Raw genomic sequence first — 15,341 nt, 5'->3', positions numbered from 1 at the left:
TATAGCCAAACACACAAAAGCCTGCATCCCGCCATCAGGCGGGGAGCAGGCTTTGTTGTGTTTCCATTTGCAGATTCAGCACTTCATGGACCATTAAATAAGCTATATCCATCCTGGCTATGCCTGCAGATAAAGCTAGTACTGGCGAATGTTCTGGCCGATCCCCTGGTCTACTCTGCCTTGCAGTTCTACAAGCTTCATCAACACGGTGGCGATGTCGGCTTTGGTTACGTTTTTTTGCGGATTGAATTTTCCGTTGTCTCCCTGTAATAACCCCAGCTTCACAACGAGCGCCACCGCACCTTTTTCCTTAATAGCAGCACTGTCACTAAGGCTGGTCACAGCGGTATCATTTACCAGGAACGAAGAGAGTTTATTGTATCTCAAAAAGGAGGCCAGCAGCACAGCGAGCTGTTCGCGGCTCAGCTTATTGTCAGGCTGCAGCACAGTTTCCCTGCTGATCCAGCCGTAGTTCACAGCAAAGCTTACAGCCGAATAATACTCATTGTCCGGGCTTACACCGGCAACGGCCTTGGGCTCTGTTGCATTCGAATATCCTGAATAGTTTGGATTTGAAGCTTTGGCGATGAAGTTAAACCAATCTCCTACGGTGATTTCCTGATCCGGATTTATTTTACCGTCTGCATCCGGGATAAGTACACCATACTTCACCAATTCGGTTAATGCTTTTTCCGCTGGATGGCCCTTGAGGTCAACTGCCGCAGACGCCGCTATATTCTGGCCATAATAGGTGTTAACCTGCACCCATTTACCCGTGGAGGCATCCAGGATGGAGTATTGATCTTGTTCATTGACCGGCAGTGGACTGTAGACGAGCTTAACCTGCGGTTCTACATAGACATTGTTGGTGTACATTCCACCTATACGGCTATATTGAAGCTTCAGGACATACCGGTCCTTATAGCTTTTCAGCGCCTCGCTTTGGGATATAGCCGGGGCGGGCTGCTCCTTTATCGTTACGAGATCATTGCGGCTCATTGCGGAATAGCTTTCGAGTCTGCCGTACATATCCATGACCAGCGTAATACCTGAGTCGCTTAAAGGGGTGTTCTTGTAATAACGGACAAATTGAAAACGGAAGCCTTTGCCATCCGGAAGCACACCCCACGTCCCGCCATGCTCTTCCAGCTTGAGAACGCTGCTGGCCTGATCGTACAAACGATTGACAAGTGTTATGGCTTGCTGCTTGGCTTCAGCCTGAGACAGCTTCTTTCCTCCGGCAGGCGCAGGCTGCGGCTTCACATTCGTGTTGCCGGTAAATTGCTCCAGCTGGAATTGGTAGATTTGGCCGGTTACTGCATCCACCTCAGCGTAAGAGGTAGGTGTAAATCCAGCCATGGGTGCGCTGCTGTTCTCACGCCAGGACAACCGCCAGACCTTTTGCTTCGTATTCGGGTAGACATTACCCTGCATTTGGTCGTTAAGCTTGCGTCCTGCCGGAATCGGCATTATCTGCTGTACAAGCTTTGCAGCTTCCGCGGCGGTAAGCTCCTTACCGGTACTGATCGCCTGGAATCGCTCCTTAGTCTGAGGCACAGCCTCATAGGTTACCGGTAAAGAGGAGACTTCTGTGCCTTCGTTGTCTGTTCTCTTACCGGTCTGGGCATCTATTGAATACAGCGACTGTTCCTGCGGACGCCAGCCCAATACCCATCGCTCCACAATACCATCCTTGTAAACCGGAATATAATAGAGCCCCAAGGCAAAGCTGTCCGTATACTTCTTCTGCGCCGATTCCATAGAAACGGCAGGTTTGGCCGATGGGTACGCCAGTCCGGGGGACGGCTTGTTAAACTGAGTGACATTGCCATTGCCGTCGACCGTAACCCAGAGCCGATCCGAAGCTGTAGGCAAGCCGTTTTTGAGAAGCTTGAAGGAGAAATTATATTGAACGGCTCCGAACAGGCTGCTCCCCGCCCCATTCATAGACTCATTATCCTGTAGCTGAATGTCACCTGTACCCAGGGAAGGCGCCGCTTTGGCAATAAACTTCTGCGCTTGCCCCAATGCCTCATCACGCGTTAGTTTAGGCGGGTAATAAGCATCTTCTTTCAAAAAAGGAAACGGCAGGTACGTGTTAATCAAGTCACCTGTGATCGCATCCACTTGACTCGAAAAACCATATCCCGAGTTGCCGATCTCATAACTCCACGAAATATTCCACATCATTTGATTGCCGCTGGCTGGCAGGGACCCGTCGCCCCCGAAACGGACATTGGATACGGTTGCATCCTTCAGAACGGGAAACAGCTCTCTCAGTTTGGCAACAGCCTGATCCTCCGTAATCTTGGCTTTGGAAGGATCCGGGGCTACTGCGGCTTGTCTTTGAGCTTCCGTAACCATTGGCACTGAAACGGTAGTATGGCTTGAATCCGCTGCGGCAAGTCCCCCGGGCAACAACAGAGCGAGGGCTACTGTAGTAATCAGTGCGGTTTTGACTGTTTGATGAATGAAGGGTGTACTGTACGGTTTACTTGCATGTCTATCCAAAAAATTCATCCTCCTCAATATGCTTCCATTATTCTATCTAAGTATAAGGATATGTGCATATTTTTTCCATATTTTATTTACGACAGGAAATTACAGCCTTATGCAAAAAAAAAGACCCCATCTGTCTTATCGATAGTGAGGCCTGCGTTGCGGCACAACAGATGAAGCATCGTCAAAGGATATTTATCTAGGCAGATGAACATTGAATTCCGTGCCTGAACCCAAAGTGCTGGATACGGTTATTTGTCCTCCATGAGCTTCGACAATTGCTTTTACAATGGCAAGTCCAATCCCTGCTCCCCCGGTTTTACGGCTGCGTGATTTCTCTCCCCGGTAAAATCGTTCAAAAATGTAAGGCAGCTCATCCTCAGCGATTCCTGCCCCCGTATCGGCAATACTTACTATGACCTCGGAGGGATTCTCCAAAAAGGTGATTTCTATTTGACCCTCTTTGGTAAATTTCAGCGCGTTATTCAACAAGTTGACGAATACCTGCACCAGCCGTTCATAGTCACCACTGACCCAGTGCTCCGTCTCCTCCTTCAGCGTCAAGACTACCTGGTCCAGCTCCGGTCTGCCCGCAACGGAATGAACTGAATCCCGGAGCACGTCATTCAGGCACAGGCGCTCAGACCGCAGCTGAAGCATCGGGTTCTCGGCAGCATTCAGCTTTTCCAAATCATCAATAAGCTGCACCAGCCGCAGGATTTGTCCATGACAGATCTGGAGCCTCTCAGGCGTGGCTTCCCACACTCCATCCTGAAAAGCCTCAATATAGCTCTGGACAGTGGTCAAAGGGGTACGCAACTCATGGGCCACATCGGCTGTGAGATTCTTCCGGAGCTTTTCTTGCTGCTGCAGCGTATCCGCGAGATAATTAAGTGCCTGTCCAACCTCATCAATTTCCGTCTGTCTACTGGCAGGCAGGGTAACTCTTTCCGTCAAATCTCCTTCTCTCATCCGTACCGCAATTCCCTTGATGCGCACGAGTGGCCGGCTTAGATCCTTGGCCATGTATCTGCTGTACAGATAGGCTCCGCCAAGCACCAGCAGCAGCGCACCCCATGACAGCCGATTGAACATCTGCAAAAAGTCACGGTTCTGCATCTGCTCTGCTCCGCCATTCCCCTGAATTTCGAGTGTACCCACATTCGCTCCGTTGCCCATCACCGAATAACGGCTGGCAGCCTCATCTGAAGCAACCGCCGACATCCCCATATTCCCTGTATCCCAGATGAGTTTCCCGGCCGCATCATAGAGGCGAATAGAATAATCCCGCAGCATGGCCTGATGAGACAACGACATTAACGTATCCATACTCCAGGAATTTGAGGAATCATAGGCTTGCTCCAGATCAGCCAGAAGGAATCCTGCCTCCGCGCGCTGCCGCGCCTCCACATACCTTCCGAAGGAGAAGCTCATGACCAGGTTAACCAGAAACATAATGATTAGCAAAGAGCATAAGGCCACACCTAAATGGGATAACAGGAGTTTGGTCCGTAATCCGCTTTTATTCATCCCGGTTCACCAAAAATTTATAGCCGACGCCGAATACAGTCGCAATATAGCGGGGACGCCTGGAATCATCGCCGATTTTTTGCCGCAGATTCTTGATATGCACATCAATAGTCCGTTCAAAACCGTCGAAATCATCCCCCTGGATCAGATTAACCAGCTCGTAACGGCTGAAGGCCCGCTTGGGGCTCCTTGTTAGACACTCCAGCAGCTTGAATTCAAGAGGAGTTAACATGGCAAGTACACCGTCCACTTTAACCTCATGCCGTTCAGCATCAATGGAGAGGCCGCCCCCTCCAAAGTTCAGAGCACTGCCTTGCATCTGATTCTGTGGGGGATGTGCTCTCCTGAGCAGGCTGGTTATCCGTGCCAGCAGTTCACGCGGACTGAAGGGCTTGGTCATGTAGTCATCCGCACCTCTCAGCAGACCGTCCACCAGATCATCCTCACTGCTTTTCGCGGTAAGCATAAGAATGGGAGTGCTTGAGCTGCTGCGGATCATGCGGCAGATCTCTTCACCGGATATATCCGGCAGCATAAGATCAAGAACCACCAGATCAGGCTTCACACGTTCAAAAAGCTGCAGCGCACGGGTACCGTTCTCGGCTTCGTATACTATATAATTGCTCTTCTCCAGATAGGCCCTAATGACCTCAAGAATATCCGTCTCATCATCCACAAGCAGAATGGTTGAAGTATTCATAGACGACCGTCCCTTCTATATAAAAAGACAGACCCCGCCCTTACGGGGCCGGAGGTCCATCTTCATTTTTTTATCATCAGAAATTCATCATACCGCCGCGTCCGGATGTACGGTCCATCATACCGCTCGTGTTAGTCCCTTGCCCGCTTCGGCAATGGTTCACCATATCTTTAACCTGACTGTCGGTCAGATCAGGATGCATCTGCTTTGCAAATGGCAGCATGTTTTCAAACCAGCTTTGTCCATCGTCATTGCTTGCCGCATACACGCTCGTGCCGATTCCCATAACCAATACTAATGCGATAATGCCTAACCCGATTTTTTTCATTTCGTTTCCCTCCTTCTTATGTATACAGCATATCCTAAAGTTGTGAAGAACTTATTTGCTTTTGGGGATAGACTGGACGATATTTGTGCCAAGCAAAAAACGGCTCATCTCTGAGCCGCCTTCTTCAACGCCGCCATTTCATAAACTTGTAATCCAGAACGTCCACCAGCAGGAACAGCACAAAGCCGACCAGGCTGAACAGCATAATACCTGCGTACATCTCCGGATAATCCAGCCGCAGCCAGGCATCCATGATAAAGAAGCCCATGCCGTGTTCCGTCCCGTAAATTTCGGTAAAAAACAGGACGGAAATCGCTGTTCCAAGCGAGATCCGGATCGTGCTGAGAATGACCGACAGTGCGCCGGGCAGCGTCACATTCCAGAATTTCTGTCCTGTGCTTGCGCCGATGCTGGTCAAGACATCATAAGTGCTTTCGGGGATCGCCTTGACACCGTCACGCACGGAGATGATGACCTGGAACAGCAGGATCAGCATGATCATCAGCACCTTGGAGATTTCGCCAAGACCGAAGAACAGCATGACCACCGGCAGGAGAGCAATTTTGGGAATTGGATAAGTCAGGTAAACCACCGGGTCCAGCAGCCGGTTCCACAGCTGTGAGCGGCCCATCAAGAGACCAATCAGCAGGCCGATCAGCAGCGCCAGGAGCACACCTTCGAAGATGCGCAGCAGACTGTACCCGACATTCAGCGCTACATCCCTGGCTCCCAGGTGGAACATGGCTTCATAGACTGCTCCGGGGCTGGGGAGAATCGGGTGATTCATCAGCAGATAGGCCATGTACCAAATGATGTTCATGCACAAAAAAACAAATAATAACCGCAGTAAATGTGGAAGACCCCGTTTTTTCACCATTTCGCAAGCATTACCTTTCTGATCCGTTTGCTCTGCTCAAAGAATTCATTGCTGTCCCGTTTCTCTTCATGCTTCATGGCAAACACAGGGGTATTGTCGAGAATTTCAGGAGTATCCTGTTTGGCGGATGGCATTACGATCACCTTCTGCCCGAGCAAAATTGCTTCCTCCACATCATGAGTAACAAATAATGTGGTTGCCGGATGTGCCAGCCAATTGTCCAGGAAAATCTGCTGCAGCGCTTCACGGGTAATGGCGTCCAGTGCGGAGAATGGCTCATCAAGCAACAAAATCGTTGGCCGAATGGCAAACGCCCTGGCAATGGCTACCCGCTGCTGCTGACCTCCGCTGAGTGAGAGCGGGTAGCGTCCGGCGAGTTCAGCTATCCCCATCGACTTCAGCCAGTGGGAAATTTCCGCTTCCATGACTCTCTTGCTCTCCCGGTCCGGACTTGTAATCCGCATAGCCACCCGAATGTTATCACGGACGGTTTTCCAGGGCAGCAGCCCGTAGTTCTGCGGGACAAGCCCGATCAGTGTTTCTTTGTCATGTACGGATTTTCCGTTGAACAGCAATTCACCCTCATAACTTGGAAGCAATCCCGCTACCGCGCGCAACAGCGTGGATTTGCCGCTGCCGGAAGGCCCGATAATCGTGTAGATCCCATGCTCAGGCAAGGTCAAGCTGACTTGTCCGAGCGCCGGTTGTCCGCTTGTATATTCTACTTGAAGGCCCCTGATGCGAAGGCCGCTATTTCTTAAACTGGACATCGGAGATCACTTCTTCAGCCGATATATTTTTGGTCAGCAGGCCTTTTTCCCGTGCCCAGGCGAACGCCGCTTCCACTTCCTTCACATCTACCTGGTTCGCCGGCTGGTATGCCGGCACTGTAATCTGATCCTTCAAGGTATCCGGATAGCCGACCTCCTTGATAATCAGATCGATATACTCTGACTGTTCATGTGATTTCATGTAGGCTACTGCTTCATCATATGCGGCGTACATATTTTGAATGGCTTGCCCCTTGGCATCAATCGCGCTTTGCGGGAAGGCCAGCACAAACGGATTCACTCCTGCGGTCTTGGTCGAACTGAGCACGCGCAGCCCCGCCGCTTTGCCCATAGTAACATAAGGCTCGGGTAATACAGCAGCATCGGCTTTATGGTTCTTCAGCAGTTCCAGACGGGTTGGGATTTGCGGCACTTCAGTCACCTTAATATCAGCTTCCGTCAGACCCGCCTGCTTCAGCATAGTAGCCACCGTATACTGGGTTGAGGTGTTTTTGGATAAAATCACTGTTTTCCCCTTCAAATCCTTCACATCCTGAATCTCGTCATTACCGGTCAGCAGATCGAATTCGCCAGTGGTAGTGCTCGTAATCTTCACATCCAGGCCCGCTTCGTTATAAATCGAGATGGCCACCAGATCGGCACTGATGCCATCCACCTTGCCGGCCTGAAAAGCCACATCCCGATCCTTGGCACTCTTGAAGGTCTGAATTTTGAGATTCACATTATGCTCTTTGTCAAAACCCTGCTCATGAGCCAAAATGAATGGAATAGCATCAATCGAAGGCAACAGTCCCAGGGTAAGTTCAGCAGTCTCTGCCGGTGCCTCAGTTGCAGCCGGTGTGTCTCCAGCAGCATTTCCTGTATCTGCCTTGCCTGTATTGTTCGTATTTGAGCCGCAGCCCGCCGCCACCATACTAAACGCAGCAACCAGCATTAACAGCATCATCAGGTGTTTCCAGTTTGTTCTCTTCATGTTCCTAGGTAGCCTCCATCTTCTCTGTTGATTGGTTTCTGAGCTTCTCTTCCTGCTTCAGGCCGGACTGGCGATATACGATCTGCACATGCGAATTAATTCACATAAGGATGTGTAACAAGTGGAAACGGCTGCCGGTCCTTTACTGACGAAATCCGTTTTGCGAGATCATAGGTTCGCTGTCCGTGTTCCGGGAAACTCAAGTAAAGCAATTTTACACCCATTACCCTATTTTGTATATTTCTAAATTTAAATAGTTTACCTATGTACTCTCCATGGCAAAAAGCTTACCCTTGCCGTTTAAGGCAAAGGTAAGCTGACACTCCACACTCCCGTTCTTTGCATTTGCGGTAAATCACAGTCATATAACCCCGCTGTCCACATTGTTCGGCTGCAATGCGGGTTGGAAGCCGTAAGGTTAACCACACCTTCGCCTAAGATATAGATAGTATCTCCAAAACTCCCAGGGATATTTGCCGACACCGCCTGTTCAGCAGCAACAAAAAAGCCCTCTTTCAGCCCGAAGGATAAAAGAAAGCTCTTGCTTAGTCCATTCGCTACATCGTTACCCCGGTAACACTCGTCCCGTTCTTCGTAATTTTGTAGCTAACCATTTCACCATTCCAAAAATGGAACTTCAGAATGATATCACCATTGTTGACTTCGTTAAAGAAGGCCGGTAGCAGGCTGATCTCATTCGTGCTGTAGGAAGGCGTGAATACATAAGCGAATTCCTTGTACGGCGTCCAATTTTGTGGACCCGCATTGCCGCCTGTGGAATACACAGCTTCCATCGTAGCCAGGGTAGTCCCATTAAAGACAGCAGGAATCTTAAATGAACTGGTAGTCCCTTGAACATTGCTTAGTACCGGCGTGTCATATAGAATCACGTTAAAGTTCCAGTCTGCCCCTTTGTTGAAGTGTGCAGTCAATACTGCATTCACACCGAGCTTGCCGGAGGATATAAGACTGGTGAGCCGGGCAGCCTTGAAGGTTAGCTGGTCGCCGCTAAGTGTATAATCAGTTCCCTGCACCAGCTGCTGACTCCCGAAAAAGATGGAGGACAGCGTATTTCCATTCAGGTTAAGCTTCACTGTCATGTCTTTTGCAGATGCACCCTTTTTTAAGTTGATGAGATCGCTTTCAGCAGTAGATGAACGCTTGCTCCAGCTGGTTTTCATCATATTGTATAGCTGAGGATCAGACCATTGATAGGTGGTACGGCCAAAGTGCTGGCCATTATCCCACAGCATCGGCGTAATTTGTTTGGACTTCAGATAGTAGGCCAGATATTCAAAAAATTTCAATTTCTCGCCTTGTTCAATCACACCTGTGTTCTTGTCAAATCCAAGCAGACCGTATTCGCCTACGATGACCGGAATTCCTTTAGCAGTAAAGGTATTATATACATTCGTGAAAGTGGTATTAATGTCATTCTGGGTATCCGTATCGAATTTGGTATATCCCGCAATGTTGACGCTAAACGGCCAGAAGCCATAATAATGCACGGTCGCGATCAAGTTGGAATCGTTCAGCTTCGTGATTGTATTGTTCAGCGAATCCATGCGGGTCTGGGTTGGAGACGTTTCCAAAGTAGGGAGCACAAGCGGACGGGTGGCATTCATTCCACCGGAGTTTCTGACAATGCTGTGGAAAGATACATTCAGCTCGTCCAGCATCTGGAGCGCCTTGTTCTCATCGGTAGTGCCTCCATCGCTGAAGCGCGGCTCATTGACGCTCTCAAACATCAGTTTACTGGAGTGGTTCTTGAACTTACTTGCGATTTGTGTCCAAATAGCGTTGTAGCGGGCTAACACTTGATCATGCTGCTGCTCCATCTTGCTGATCCACAACCATGAATCGTGATGGAGGTTGATCATAACATACAGATTTTCGCCAATTGCCCAGTCCACGACCTGCTGAACCCGGGTCAAATAGGCCGGATCAATCGTATATCCCGGAGCGGCTCCAACATGAACATCCCAGGTTACTGGAATGCGAATGCTTTTGTACCCTTGGGCAGCAATCTTCTTAATGAGTTCCTGAGTAACAGCCGGATTGCCCCAAGAGGTCTCATCCGCCCCCGTTGCATCCAGCGTATTCCCCAGGTTCCAGCCTGGCTGCATCGCATCCACATAAGATTGCAGATTTGCGGCTGCAGCGTTGGTGTGCGGTGCCTGTTCCGATGAATCAGCGGATACCGCAGGTGTAACCATGACAAGCAGTAAAACGGCGATAAACGCAAGTGACAGGAACGATTTCTTTTTAGCCATAAAAAGTTGTTTCCTCCCTTATTGTTTTTTGAAACCGCTTACGGAAATCAATATAGCACCTTTTTCAAATGGAAAATATCCCAATAATTAGTGTAAAAACCAGTCAGAATTATAGGTTTCCATTTTTTTACGGGGAATCCGTCCGAGTTCATGCTTTTTCCAATTCTTGTCCACCCTCATTTATGCTATAATGAATCAAAATTACACCGATGAAGAAACCCCTCCCGCATCCATCATCCATCGATAATTTATTATGATTAGCTGAGGAGCTGTGACGATGAGTGACCCCGTACTTCAACAAATACTTACTGCTATAACTGGTGTACAGTCTGACTTAAGTGACATAAAATCCGAGATTAGTGGCATGAAATCCGAGATCAGTGACATGAAGTCTGAGATCAGTGACATGAAATCCGAGATCAGTGACATGAAATCCGAGATCAGTGACATCAAATCCGAGATCAGTGACATGAAATCCGAGATCAGTGACATGAAATCCGAGATCAGTGACATCAAATCCGAGATCGCCAGCATTAAGGAGGACACCAAGCTGATCCCGCTGATCCAGCAGGCCGTATCGGAAGTGAATGCTGAAGTGATTGCCACCCGTGACACCATAGAGCGTATCGAAGAAACGCTGCGGGGACATGACGTCACACTTGACTTGCTGTCCAGACGATCCATTGACCAGGAAGCGGCATTGAAACGGATCAAATAACAGCTCTGTCCTATAAATTAGTTCAAGCGGCTGCCTCCAAACGGAGGCAGCCGTTTTTTGATGACAGCTGCCTTTCGCTACTTTCCCCCTACACTTCAGGTACAATCAACATTGTCTCCACAGAGTGGACACATATCTTTCCAACAGATACACTTCCCTTTATCTACGCAAATTGTTCACAAATTTCTGTCTGTTTCAGGCGGACACATCTTTCAATATCGTTTTTATGTGCTATAATGAAAGCGTAACCAAAAGGAGCTTTGAACCATAGATTTCATAGCCCAAGGAGGATGGAAGAAATGCTGGCAGGACTTAAAGAACTTAAGAATTGGGTATCGGGAATGTGGCAGCCATGGATGACCTCGGAAGAAGAGGATTACTGGAAAATCGAATATTCGGCAGAACGTCACCTGCATACTCCACCATCGCCAAGCCCGCTCTCCTATCAGGAAGAGGCACGGATCAAATCGGTGAAGTACCACTAAAGTTTCAACTAAACTAACCAACATGGCCATAAAGGATGGCTCTAAATATAAAACCGCGTAAACCGGAGAAATTCCGGCTTACGCGGTTTTTTATATCCATTCTATCTCCTATCCATTTTCCGGCTCCATATGGTACCAGTCATTCGCCTCTTGCAAAACCTGTTTACCTCCCGCTCCCATAAATTCCTTGAAGAAGGAATCGAAATAATCTATGGTCTGGTCCCCGGTGATGATGGAAATATAGGCTTTGTTTTTTAATTTGATCAGCCCAGCGCTGTACTTCATGAGTGAAGGGGTGGAAACCTTCATGGCGTTGTATATCCCATTCTTGTCCAAGCCTAAGGTTGAGGCCCACTGCTCTCTGCGGCCCATAGGCTTGCGCGGAACGGTCATTCCGATTCCGGCGCCAATCCGGTTGGTGTAGTTGGTGATGGCATCAAATGGAGAAAGAATCATGAAATCACCCTTGGACTTGTCCGACCATTCCCAGTGTACTCCCTGAATCCCGTACAGCATGGACATCGCTTCGTCCTCATCCGGATTCGCACTGACATAGTCCAGAATTTGCAGAATTTTCTCCAGCTTCCCCGGCTCCTTGACGGCATCGGCACCAATCGCCGTGAAGCTCATCAGCATATCATAAGCCTTCGAGCCGCTTTTCCCCTGAGGGCCGGTCACAGGCTGTCCGAATATGATCCTGGCGTCCTTGTTCTTGGCTGCAAGCTCCCGTGCATTGAACGTGGCCTCTACAGGTACCTCTTTACCTGTTGGATCTAAATCCATGTAATCTCCGGCCTGAATCCAGTGATAATAGTTGCCCATCGAGGTCATCCCGATTCTGCCGTTGATAAAAGCATGGGATAGGTGTTTGTAGCCGCCCTTATTCTCTCCGGTGATGAATTCAGGATCAATGATACCGTCTTTATACCATTTTCGCAGAAGCCCCAGGGCTTCCTTCATCTCCGGCTCCAGAGCCCCAATGACCAGGTTCTGATCCTTAACATTGAAATACAGCTGGTCAGCAAAAACAATCTGTCCAAACGCCCCAAAAACAACATTCATCCCTTCACTGGAAAGCCCATAGGTATCCTTCTTGCCGTTACCGTCCGGATCATTGTTCGTGAAGGCATACAAGACTTTCTCAAACTCCGCCAAGGTCTCTGGAACCTTAAGCCCAAGCTTATCCAGCCAATCTTTTCTGTACACAACTGGGATTCTATAGATATTCGTCGGATTCACTACAGGGATCCCATAGAGCTTCCCGCCGATTTCCCCATAGTTCAAATATCCGGGTGCATTGTGATGGATCGCCTGCATGAGGTTCGGTGCATTATGGAGCAGAATGTCCTTTGGAATTTCGGCAAGCGCTCCCTGCGACTCGTATTTCAAAAGATCCTGCGGCTGCCTGATCCGAAACAGGTCCGGAATGTGCCCTTGTGCGAGCTTCAGGTTCAGCAGCGCTTCATATTTATTATTTTCGAGATTCCAGACATCCAGGTCCACCTTAAACTTATCCTCGATATATTCAATCATTTGTGCATCTGCGGGAACCGGCTCATTCTGATGCATCGTCCAGGAGATGGTGTAGGCGCTGTCCCGCGCAGGTGCCGCTTGAGCGGTTTCTCCGGTATCCCCGGGAGCTTCACATCCACCGACAGCAGACATCAGCATCATCAGCAGCAACAGGAACGAGAGCGATTGAAGACGGTTCATTTTCATGTCCACGGCCTCCTATGACTGCTCCATTAATTGTCGTATATAGTGTTTAGGGGTATAACCGTTCTTCTCTTTGAATTTTTTGATAAAATAAGCTGTCGTACCATATCCAACGGTATTTGCAATTTGTTCAATAGTCATATTGTGGTTAGCCATTAGCTCCAGGGCTTTTTCCATCCTTTTCCCGGTCACATATTCAATATAGTTCATCCCGGTTTCTTCCTTGAATATCTTACTGAGATATTTGGCGCTTAGAAAGACCTTGCCCGCAACCGTATCGAGTGAAAGCTCCTCCGAAAGATGTGAGCTGATATATTGCTTAACCGCCTCAATGCTCTCGCTCGTCCGATTGTCGCTCCGCTTCTCCATATGGCTAATACACACTGCTATGGAATCGGTCAGCCATTCCCTATAGCCGTTGATATCATAAATGGAAGTATATTCATTGTATAAGTTTATTTTGACATGATCCGATGGAGTATACCTCACACTTATTAGATAATCCGAGTATACCGATACCGTATTCAGCAATATAAAGCGGCAGTAATCTGCAGAATACACCCCTTCCCGCATCAGATCCAACAGATGGTCAACGGCTGCAAAAGCACCCTCAATATTCCTTGCCTGAAGCTTTTCTTTGAATTTCAGCAGAACCGCCTGCGGGATTTCGTTAGGACTGACCTCCCTCTCCAGCAGGCTTGTATCCTTAATAACGGAAACCTCAGGCAGGAGGAATCCATATTTAGCAAGAATCTTCGCTTCACCAAAGCTCTTATGCACCTCCATAAAACGCCCCACCCAGCAGCCCAGGGAGATTTTGAATTTCAGGTCAAAGCTGCGTTTCACCTCTGAAAGAATGAAGCCTGAAATCTGCTCCAGCAGTCCTTCCTCCGCCTTGTCTGTACACACAATAACCGCTACTTTTTTATCCGGAAGCTCTTCCGCAATGATGTGGCATCCAGCAAAATCCGCAGCTTCCAACTGATTAATCATCCGGTAGAGAACAAATTGCGCGGTTTTGGAATGGAGCGCTTTGAAACCCGGGCTAAACGGGTCTATCAGCATGCAGCAGTAGCGGGTATACGCTATGGGAATATGGATGGATTGCAATTGCTCTACAAGTTCCTCCTCACTGTAGCTGTTATTCAGGAGATTGAGCACGATATTATGCTTGATGACCGGACTGTTGGCTTGCAGGGTTTCTTCGAGGCTGCTCACCTTGCGGGTCAATTTGTTGATGGCTGTATCAATCAGCGTGTATTCATTCAGCCCGGCATCCGGGGTATTGTCGAACATGCCTTTCATTTTGTCCCTTAAGCGCTTCAGGGGGTCATAAATGGCGACGGTGAAAATACCGGACAGGACCATACCTACGATAGCCGCCAGCAGACAAATCAGGAGCACCGTCCTCTGCAATAGAATCGATTTCTGATAGTAGTTGTCTGTAGGAGTAATGTTATATATTTTCCAGTCATTGGATGGAAAGGTGTGAAAAGAAACCTCATGGGACCCCCGGTTTATCGTATCCGTGAAGCTTTCAGCTACCGCTGTGGAAGACAGAATTTTGTTGATAAGTGAGCTGCTTCCGGCGCTATGGCCCAGTATTCCTTTGTCCGCCGCAGAGATGATCGTCCCGCTTGGCCCCATAACAAAAGTGTTCTTATAATCAGATGGCATAATATGCCGGATGATTCCGCTGATGGCCTCCTCCTTCATATCGACAGCAATCATCAGGTCGCAATCGGCACCGGTGGAGTGAAAAGGATAGCTATGTGCGTATGAAATCATAGGGTCCACTAGGCTATCGTCTGACAAACTCCTATTGATGTCCTGGGGTGCCATGCGCGCTTCGGTCCACACAAAGCTTGAATCACTGTTCTGCAGACGTTCCATCCAGCTTACTGCCGCGGCTGCAGCTTCACGCTCCTGATCCAAGTATCGCAGCCCGGAATCTGACGAAATCATGATCTTTTGCTTGGGATAATACAAATGAACCGCAGAAACAATGTCCACATGATCCGCGACTTCATTCTTAAGCAGGTCCTGCAGATCCAGTACAGTACCATGATTGCCCTGCAGGGTATCTTTGGCAAATATATCAATGCTGACAGGTTCACCCAGGGAAAGATCCAGATAGATTTGCTGCACCCGCTGAAACACAGACGATTCGATATAGTTGGCCGCACTCTCCAGGATAATCTGATTCTTTTTTTGGATTTCTTCATTGTAGTTCTTAGGAAAATACATATAAAAGATGGAGCAGAGCAAAAGGACAATGACCATCACGATCGTTACATAGGAAATAGCGAGGTTGGCAAAAGCAGAGTTCCCGTTTTTTTTCATCGTTGTTGTCTCCGGATTCGAAAGTGTTGAAGCATCTTAACCATCTCCTAATCTTATTGGAAATATGTTCACAGAGCGTTATACATGGACCCTGTTTATGTAAAGAAG

Annotated in this window: 12 protein-coding genes; 2 read left to right on the top strand and 10 right to left on the bottom strand. The window is 48.6% G+C overall.

Annotated features, from left to right (window positions below; genetic code table 11):
• Window positions 1-135 precede the first annotated feature (135 nt).
• From A3844_RS07540 to A3844_RS07505, 8 genes are all read right to left on the bottom strand, one after another.
• On the bottom strand, window positions 136-2,511 hold the full coding sequence (locus tag A3844_RS07540) for an S-layer homology domain-containing protein (protein ID WP_074107057.1): 2,376 nt from the start codon (window positions 2,509-2,511) through the stop codon (window positions 136-138).
• 183 nt (window positions 2,512-2,694) lie between these two features.
• Window positions 2,695-4,029, bottom strand: coding sequence for a sensor histidine kinase (locus tag A3844_RS07535; protein ID WP_074107056.1), 1,335 nt, complete (start codon window positions 4,027-4,029; stop codon window positions 2,695-2,697).
• Window positions 4,022-4,729 (bottom strand): response regulator transcription factor, encoded by a 708-nt coding sequence (locus A3844_RS07530; protein ID WP_074100600.1) that lies wholly within the window; start codon window positions 4,727-4,729, stop codon window positions 4,022-4,024. The genes A3844_RS07535 and A3844_RS07530 overlap by 8 nt, the downstream gene beginning before the upstream one ends.
• A 76-nt stretch (window positions 4,730-4,805) precedes the next feature.
• Window positions 4,806-5,057, bottom strand: a complete 252-nt coding sequence (locus tag A3844_RS07525; protein ID WP_074100599.1) for an FAD/FMN-containing dehydrogenase — start codon at window positions 5,055-5,057, stop codon at window positions 4,806-4,808.
• Between the two features lie 124 nt (window positions 5,058-5,181).
• Window positions 5,182-5,934 (bottom strand): ABC transporter permease, encoded by a 753-nt coding sequence (locus A3844_RS07520; protein ID WP_083606747.1) that lies wholly within the window; start codon window positions 5,932-5,934, stop codon window positions 5,182-5,184.
• A complete protein-coding gene (locus A3844_RS07515; RefSeq protein ID WP_074100597.1) occupies window positions 5,928-6,704 on the bottom strand; it encodes an ABC transporter ATP-binding protein in 777 nt (258 codons plus the stop codon). Before A3844_RS07515 ends, A3844_RS07520 begins: the two co-directional genes overlap by 7 nt.
• A complete protein-coding gene (locus tag A3844_RS07510) occupies window positions 6,685-7,698 on the bottom strand; it encodes an ABC transporter substrate-binding protein (protein WP_083606746.1) in 1,014 nt (337 codons plus the stop codon). Before A3844_RS07510 ends, A3844_RS07515 begins: the two co-directional genes overlap by 20 nt.
• 557 nt (window positions 7,699-8,255) lie before the next feature.
• On the bottom strand, window positions 8,256-9,971 hold the full coding sequence (locus A3844_RS07505) for a cellulase family glycosylhydrolase (protein WP_074107055.1): 1,716 nt from the start codon (window positions 9,969-9,971) through the stop codon (window positions 8,256-8,258).
• Window positions 9,972-10,248: 277 nt separating this feature from the next.
• On the opposite strand from A3844_RS07505, the gene A3844_RS07500 reads away from it, so the two are divergent.
• Window positions 10,249-10,689: a histidine kinase gene (locus A3844_RS07500; protein WP_143192033.1), complete on the top strand. Its 441-nt coding sequence runs from the start codon at window positions 10,249-10,251 to the stop codon at window positions 10,687-10,689.
• A 299-nt stretch (window positions 10,690-10,988) separates the two neighbouring features.
• Entirely contained in the window at window positions 10,989-11,174 is a 186-nt protein-coding gene (locus tag A3844_RS07495; protein WP_074084143.1) for a hypothetical protein, read from the top strand.
• Window positions 11,175-11,282: 108 nt separating this feature from the next.
• Here A3844_RS07495 and A3844_RS07490 read toward each other — a convergent pair whose 3' ends face one another.
• Together A3844_RS07490 and A3844_RS07485 are read right to left on the bottom strand one after the other, a co-directional pair.
• Window positions 11,283-12,893 (bottom strand): type 2 periplasmic-binding domain-containing protein, encoded by a 1,611-nt coding sequence (locus A3844_RS07490; RefSeq protein WP_074107054.1) that lies wholly within the window; start codon window positions 12,891-12,893, stop codon window positions 11,283-11,285.
• A 12-nt stretch (window positions 12,894-12,905) separates the two neighbouring features.
• Complete coding sequence (locus tag A3844_RS07485) at window positions 12,906-15,233, bottom strand: helix-turn-helix domain-containing protein (RefSeq protein ID WP_074107053.1); 2,328 nt, start codon at window positions 15,231-15,233, stop codon at window positions 12,906-12,908.
• Window positions 15,234-15,341 lie beyond the last annotated feature (108 nt).

Origin of the sequence: Paenibacillus helianthi, assembly GCF_001909055.1 — a bacterium.
GTDB lineage: Bacteria > Bacillota > Bacilli > Paenibacillales > Paenibacillaceae > Paenibacillus_AQ > Paenibacillus_AQ helianthi.
Note: the sequence above shows the minus strand (reverse complement) of the source record. Positions and strands in the feature narration are given on the sequence as shown.

Coding starts and splice junctions, on each gene's coding strand:
- A3844_RS07535 (WP_074107056.1), bottom strand. CDS start 4,029: ATGAATAAAAGCGGATTACGGACCAAACTCCTGTTATCCCATTTAGGT.
- A3844_RS07530 (WP_074100600.1), bottom strand. CDS start 4,729: ATGAATACTTCAACCATTCTGCTTGTGGATGATGAGACGGATATTCTT.
- A3844_RS07525 (WP_074100599.1), bottom strand. CDS start 5,057: ATGAAAAAAATCGGGTTAGGCATTATCGCATTAGTATTGGTTATGGGA.
- A3844_RS07520 (WP_083606747.1), bottom strand. CDS start 5,934: ATGGTGAAAAAACGGGGTCTTCCACATTTACTGCGGTTATTATTTGTT.
- A3844_RS07515 (WP_074100597.1), bottom strand. CDS start 6,704: ATGTCCAGTTTAAGAAATAGCGGCCTTCGCATCAGGGGCCTTCAAGTA.
- A3844_RS07510 (WP_083606746.1), bottom strand. CDS start 7,698: ATGAAGAGAACAAACTGGAAACACCTGATGATGCTGTTAATGCTGGTT.
- A3844_RS07505 (WP_074107055.1), bottom strand. CDS start 9,971: ATGGCTAAAAAGAAATCGTTCCTGTCACTTGCGTTTATCGCCGTTTTA.
- A3844_RS07500 (WP_143192033.1), top strand. CDS start 10,249: ATGAGTGACCCCGTACTTCAACAAATACTTACTGCTATAACTGGTGTA.
- A3844_RS07495 (WP_074084143.1), top strand. CDS start 10,989: ATGCTGGCAGGACTTAAAGAACTTAAGAATTGGGTATCGGGAATGTGG.
- A3844_RS07490 (WP_074107054.1), bottom strand. CDS start 12,893: ATGAAAATGAACCGTCTTCAATCGCTCTCGTTCCTGTTGCTGCTGATG.
- A3844_RS07485 (WP_074107053.1), bottom strand. CDS start 15,233: ATGAAAAAAAACGGGAACTCTGCTTTTGCCAACCTCGCTATTTCCTAT.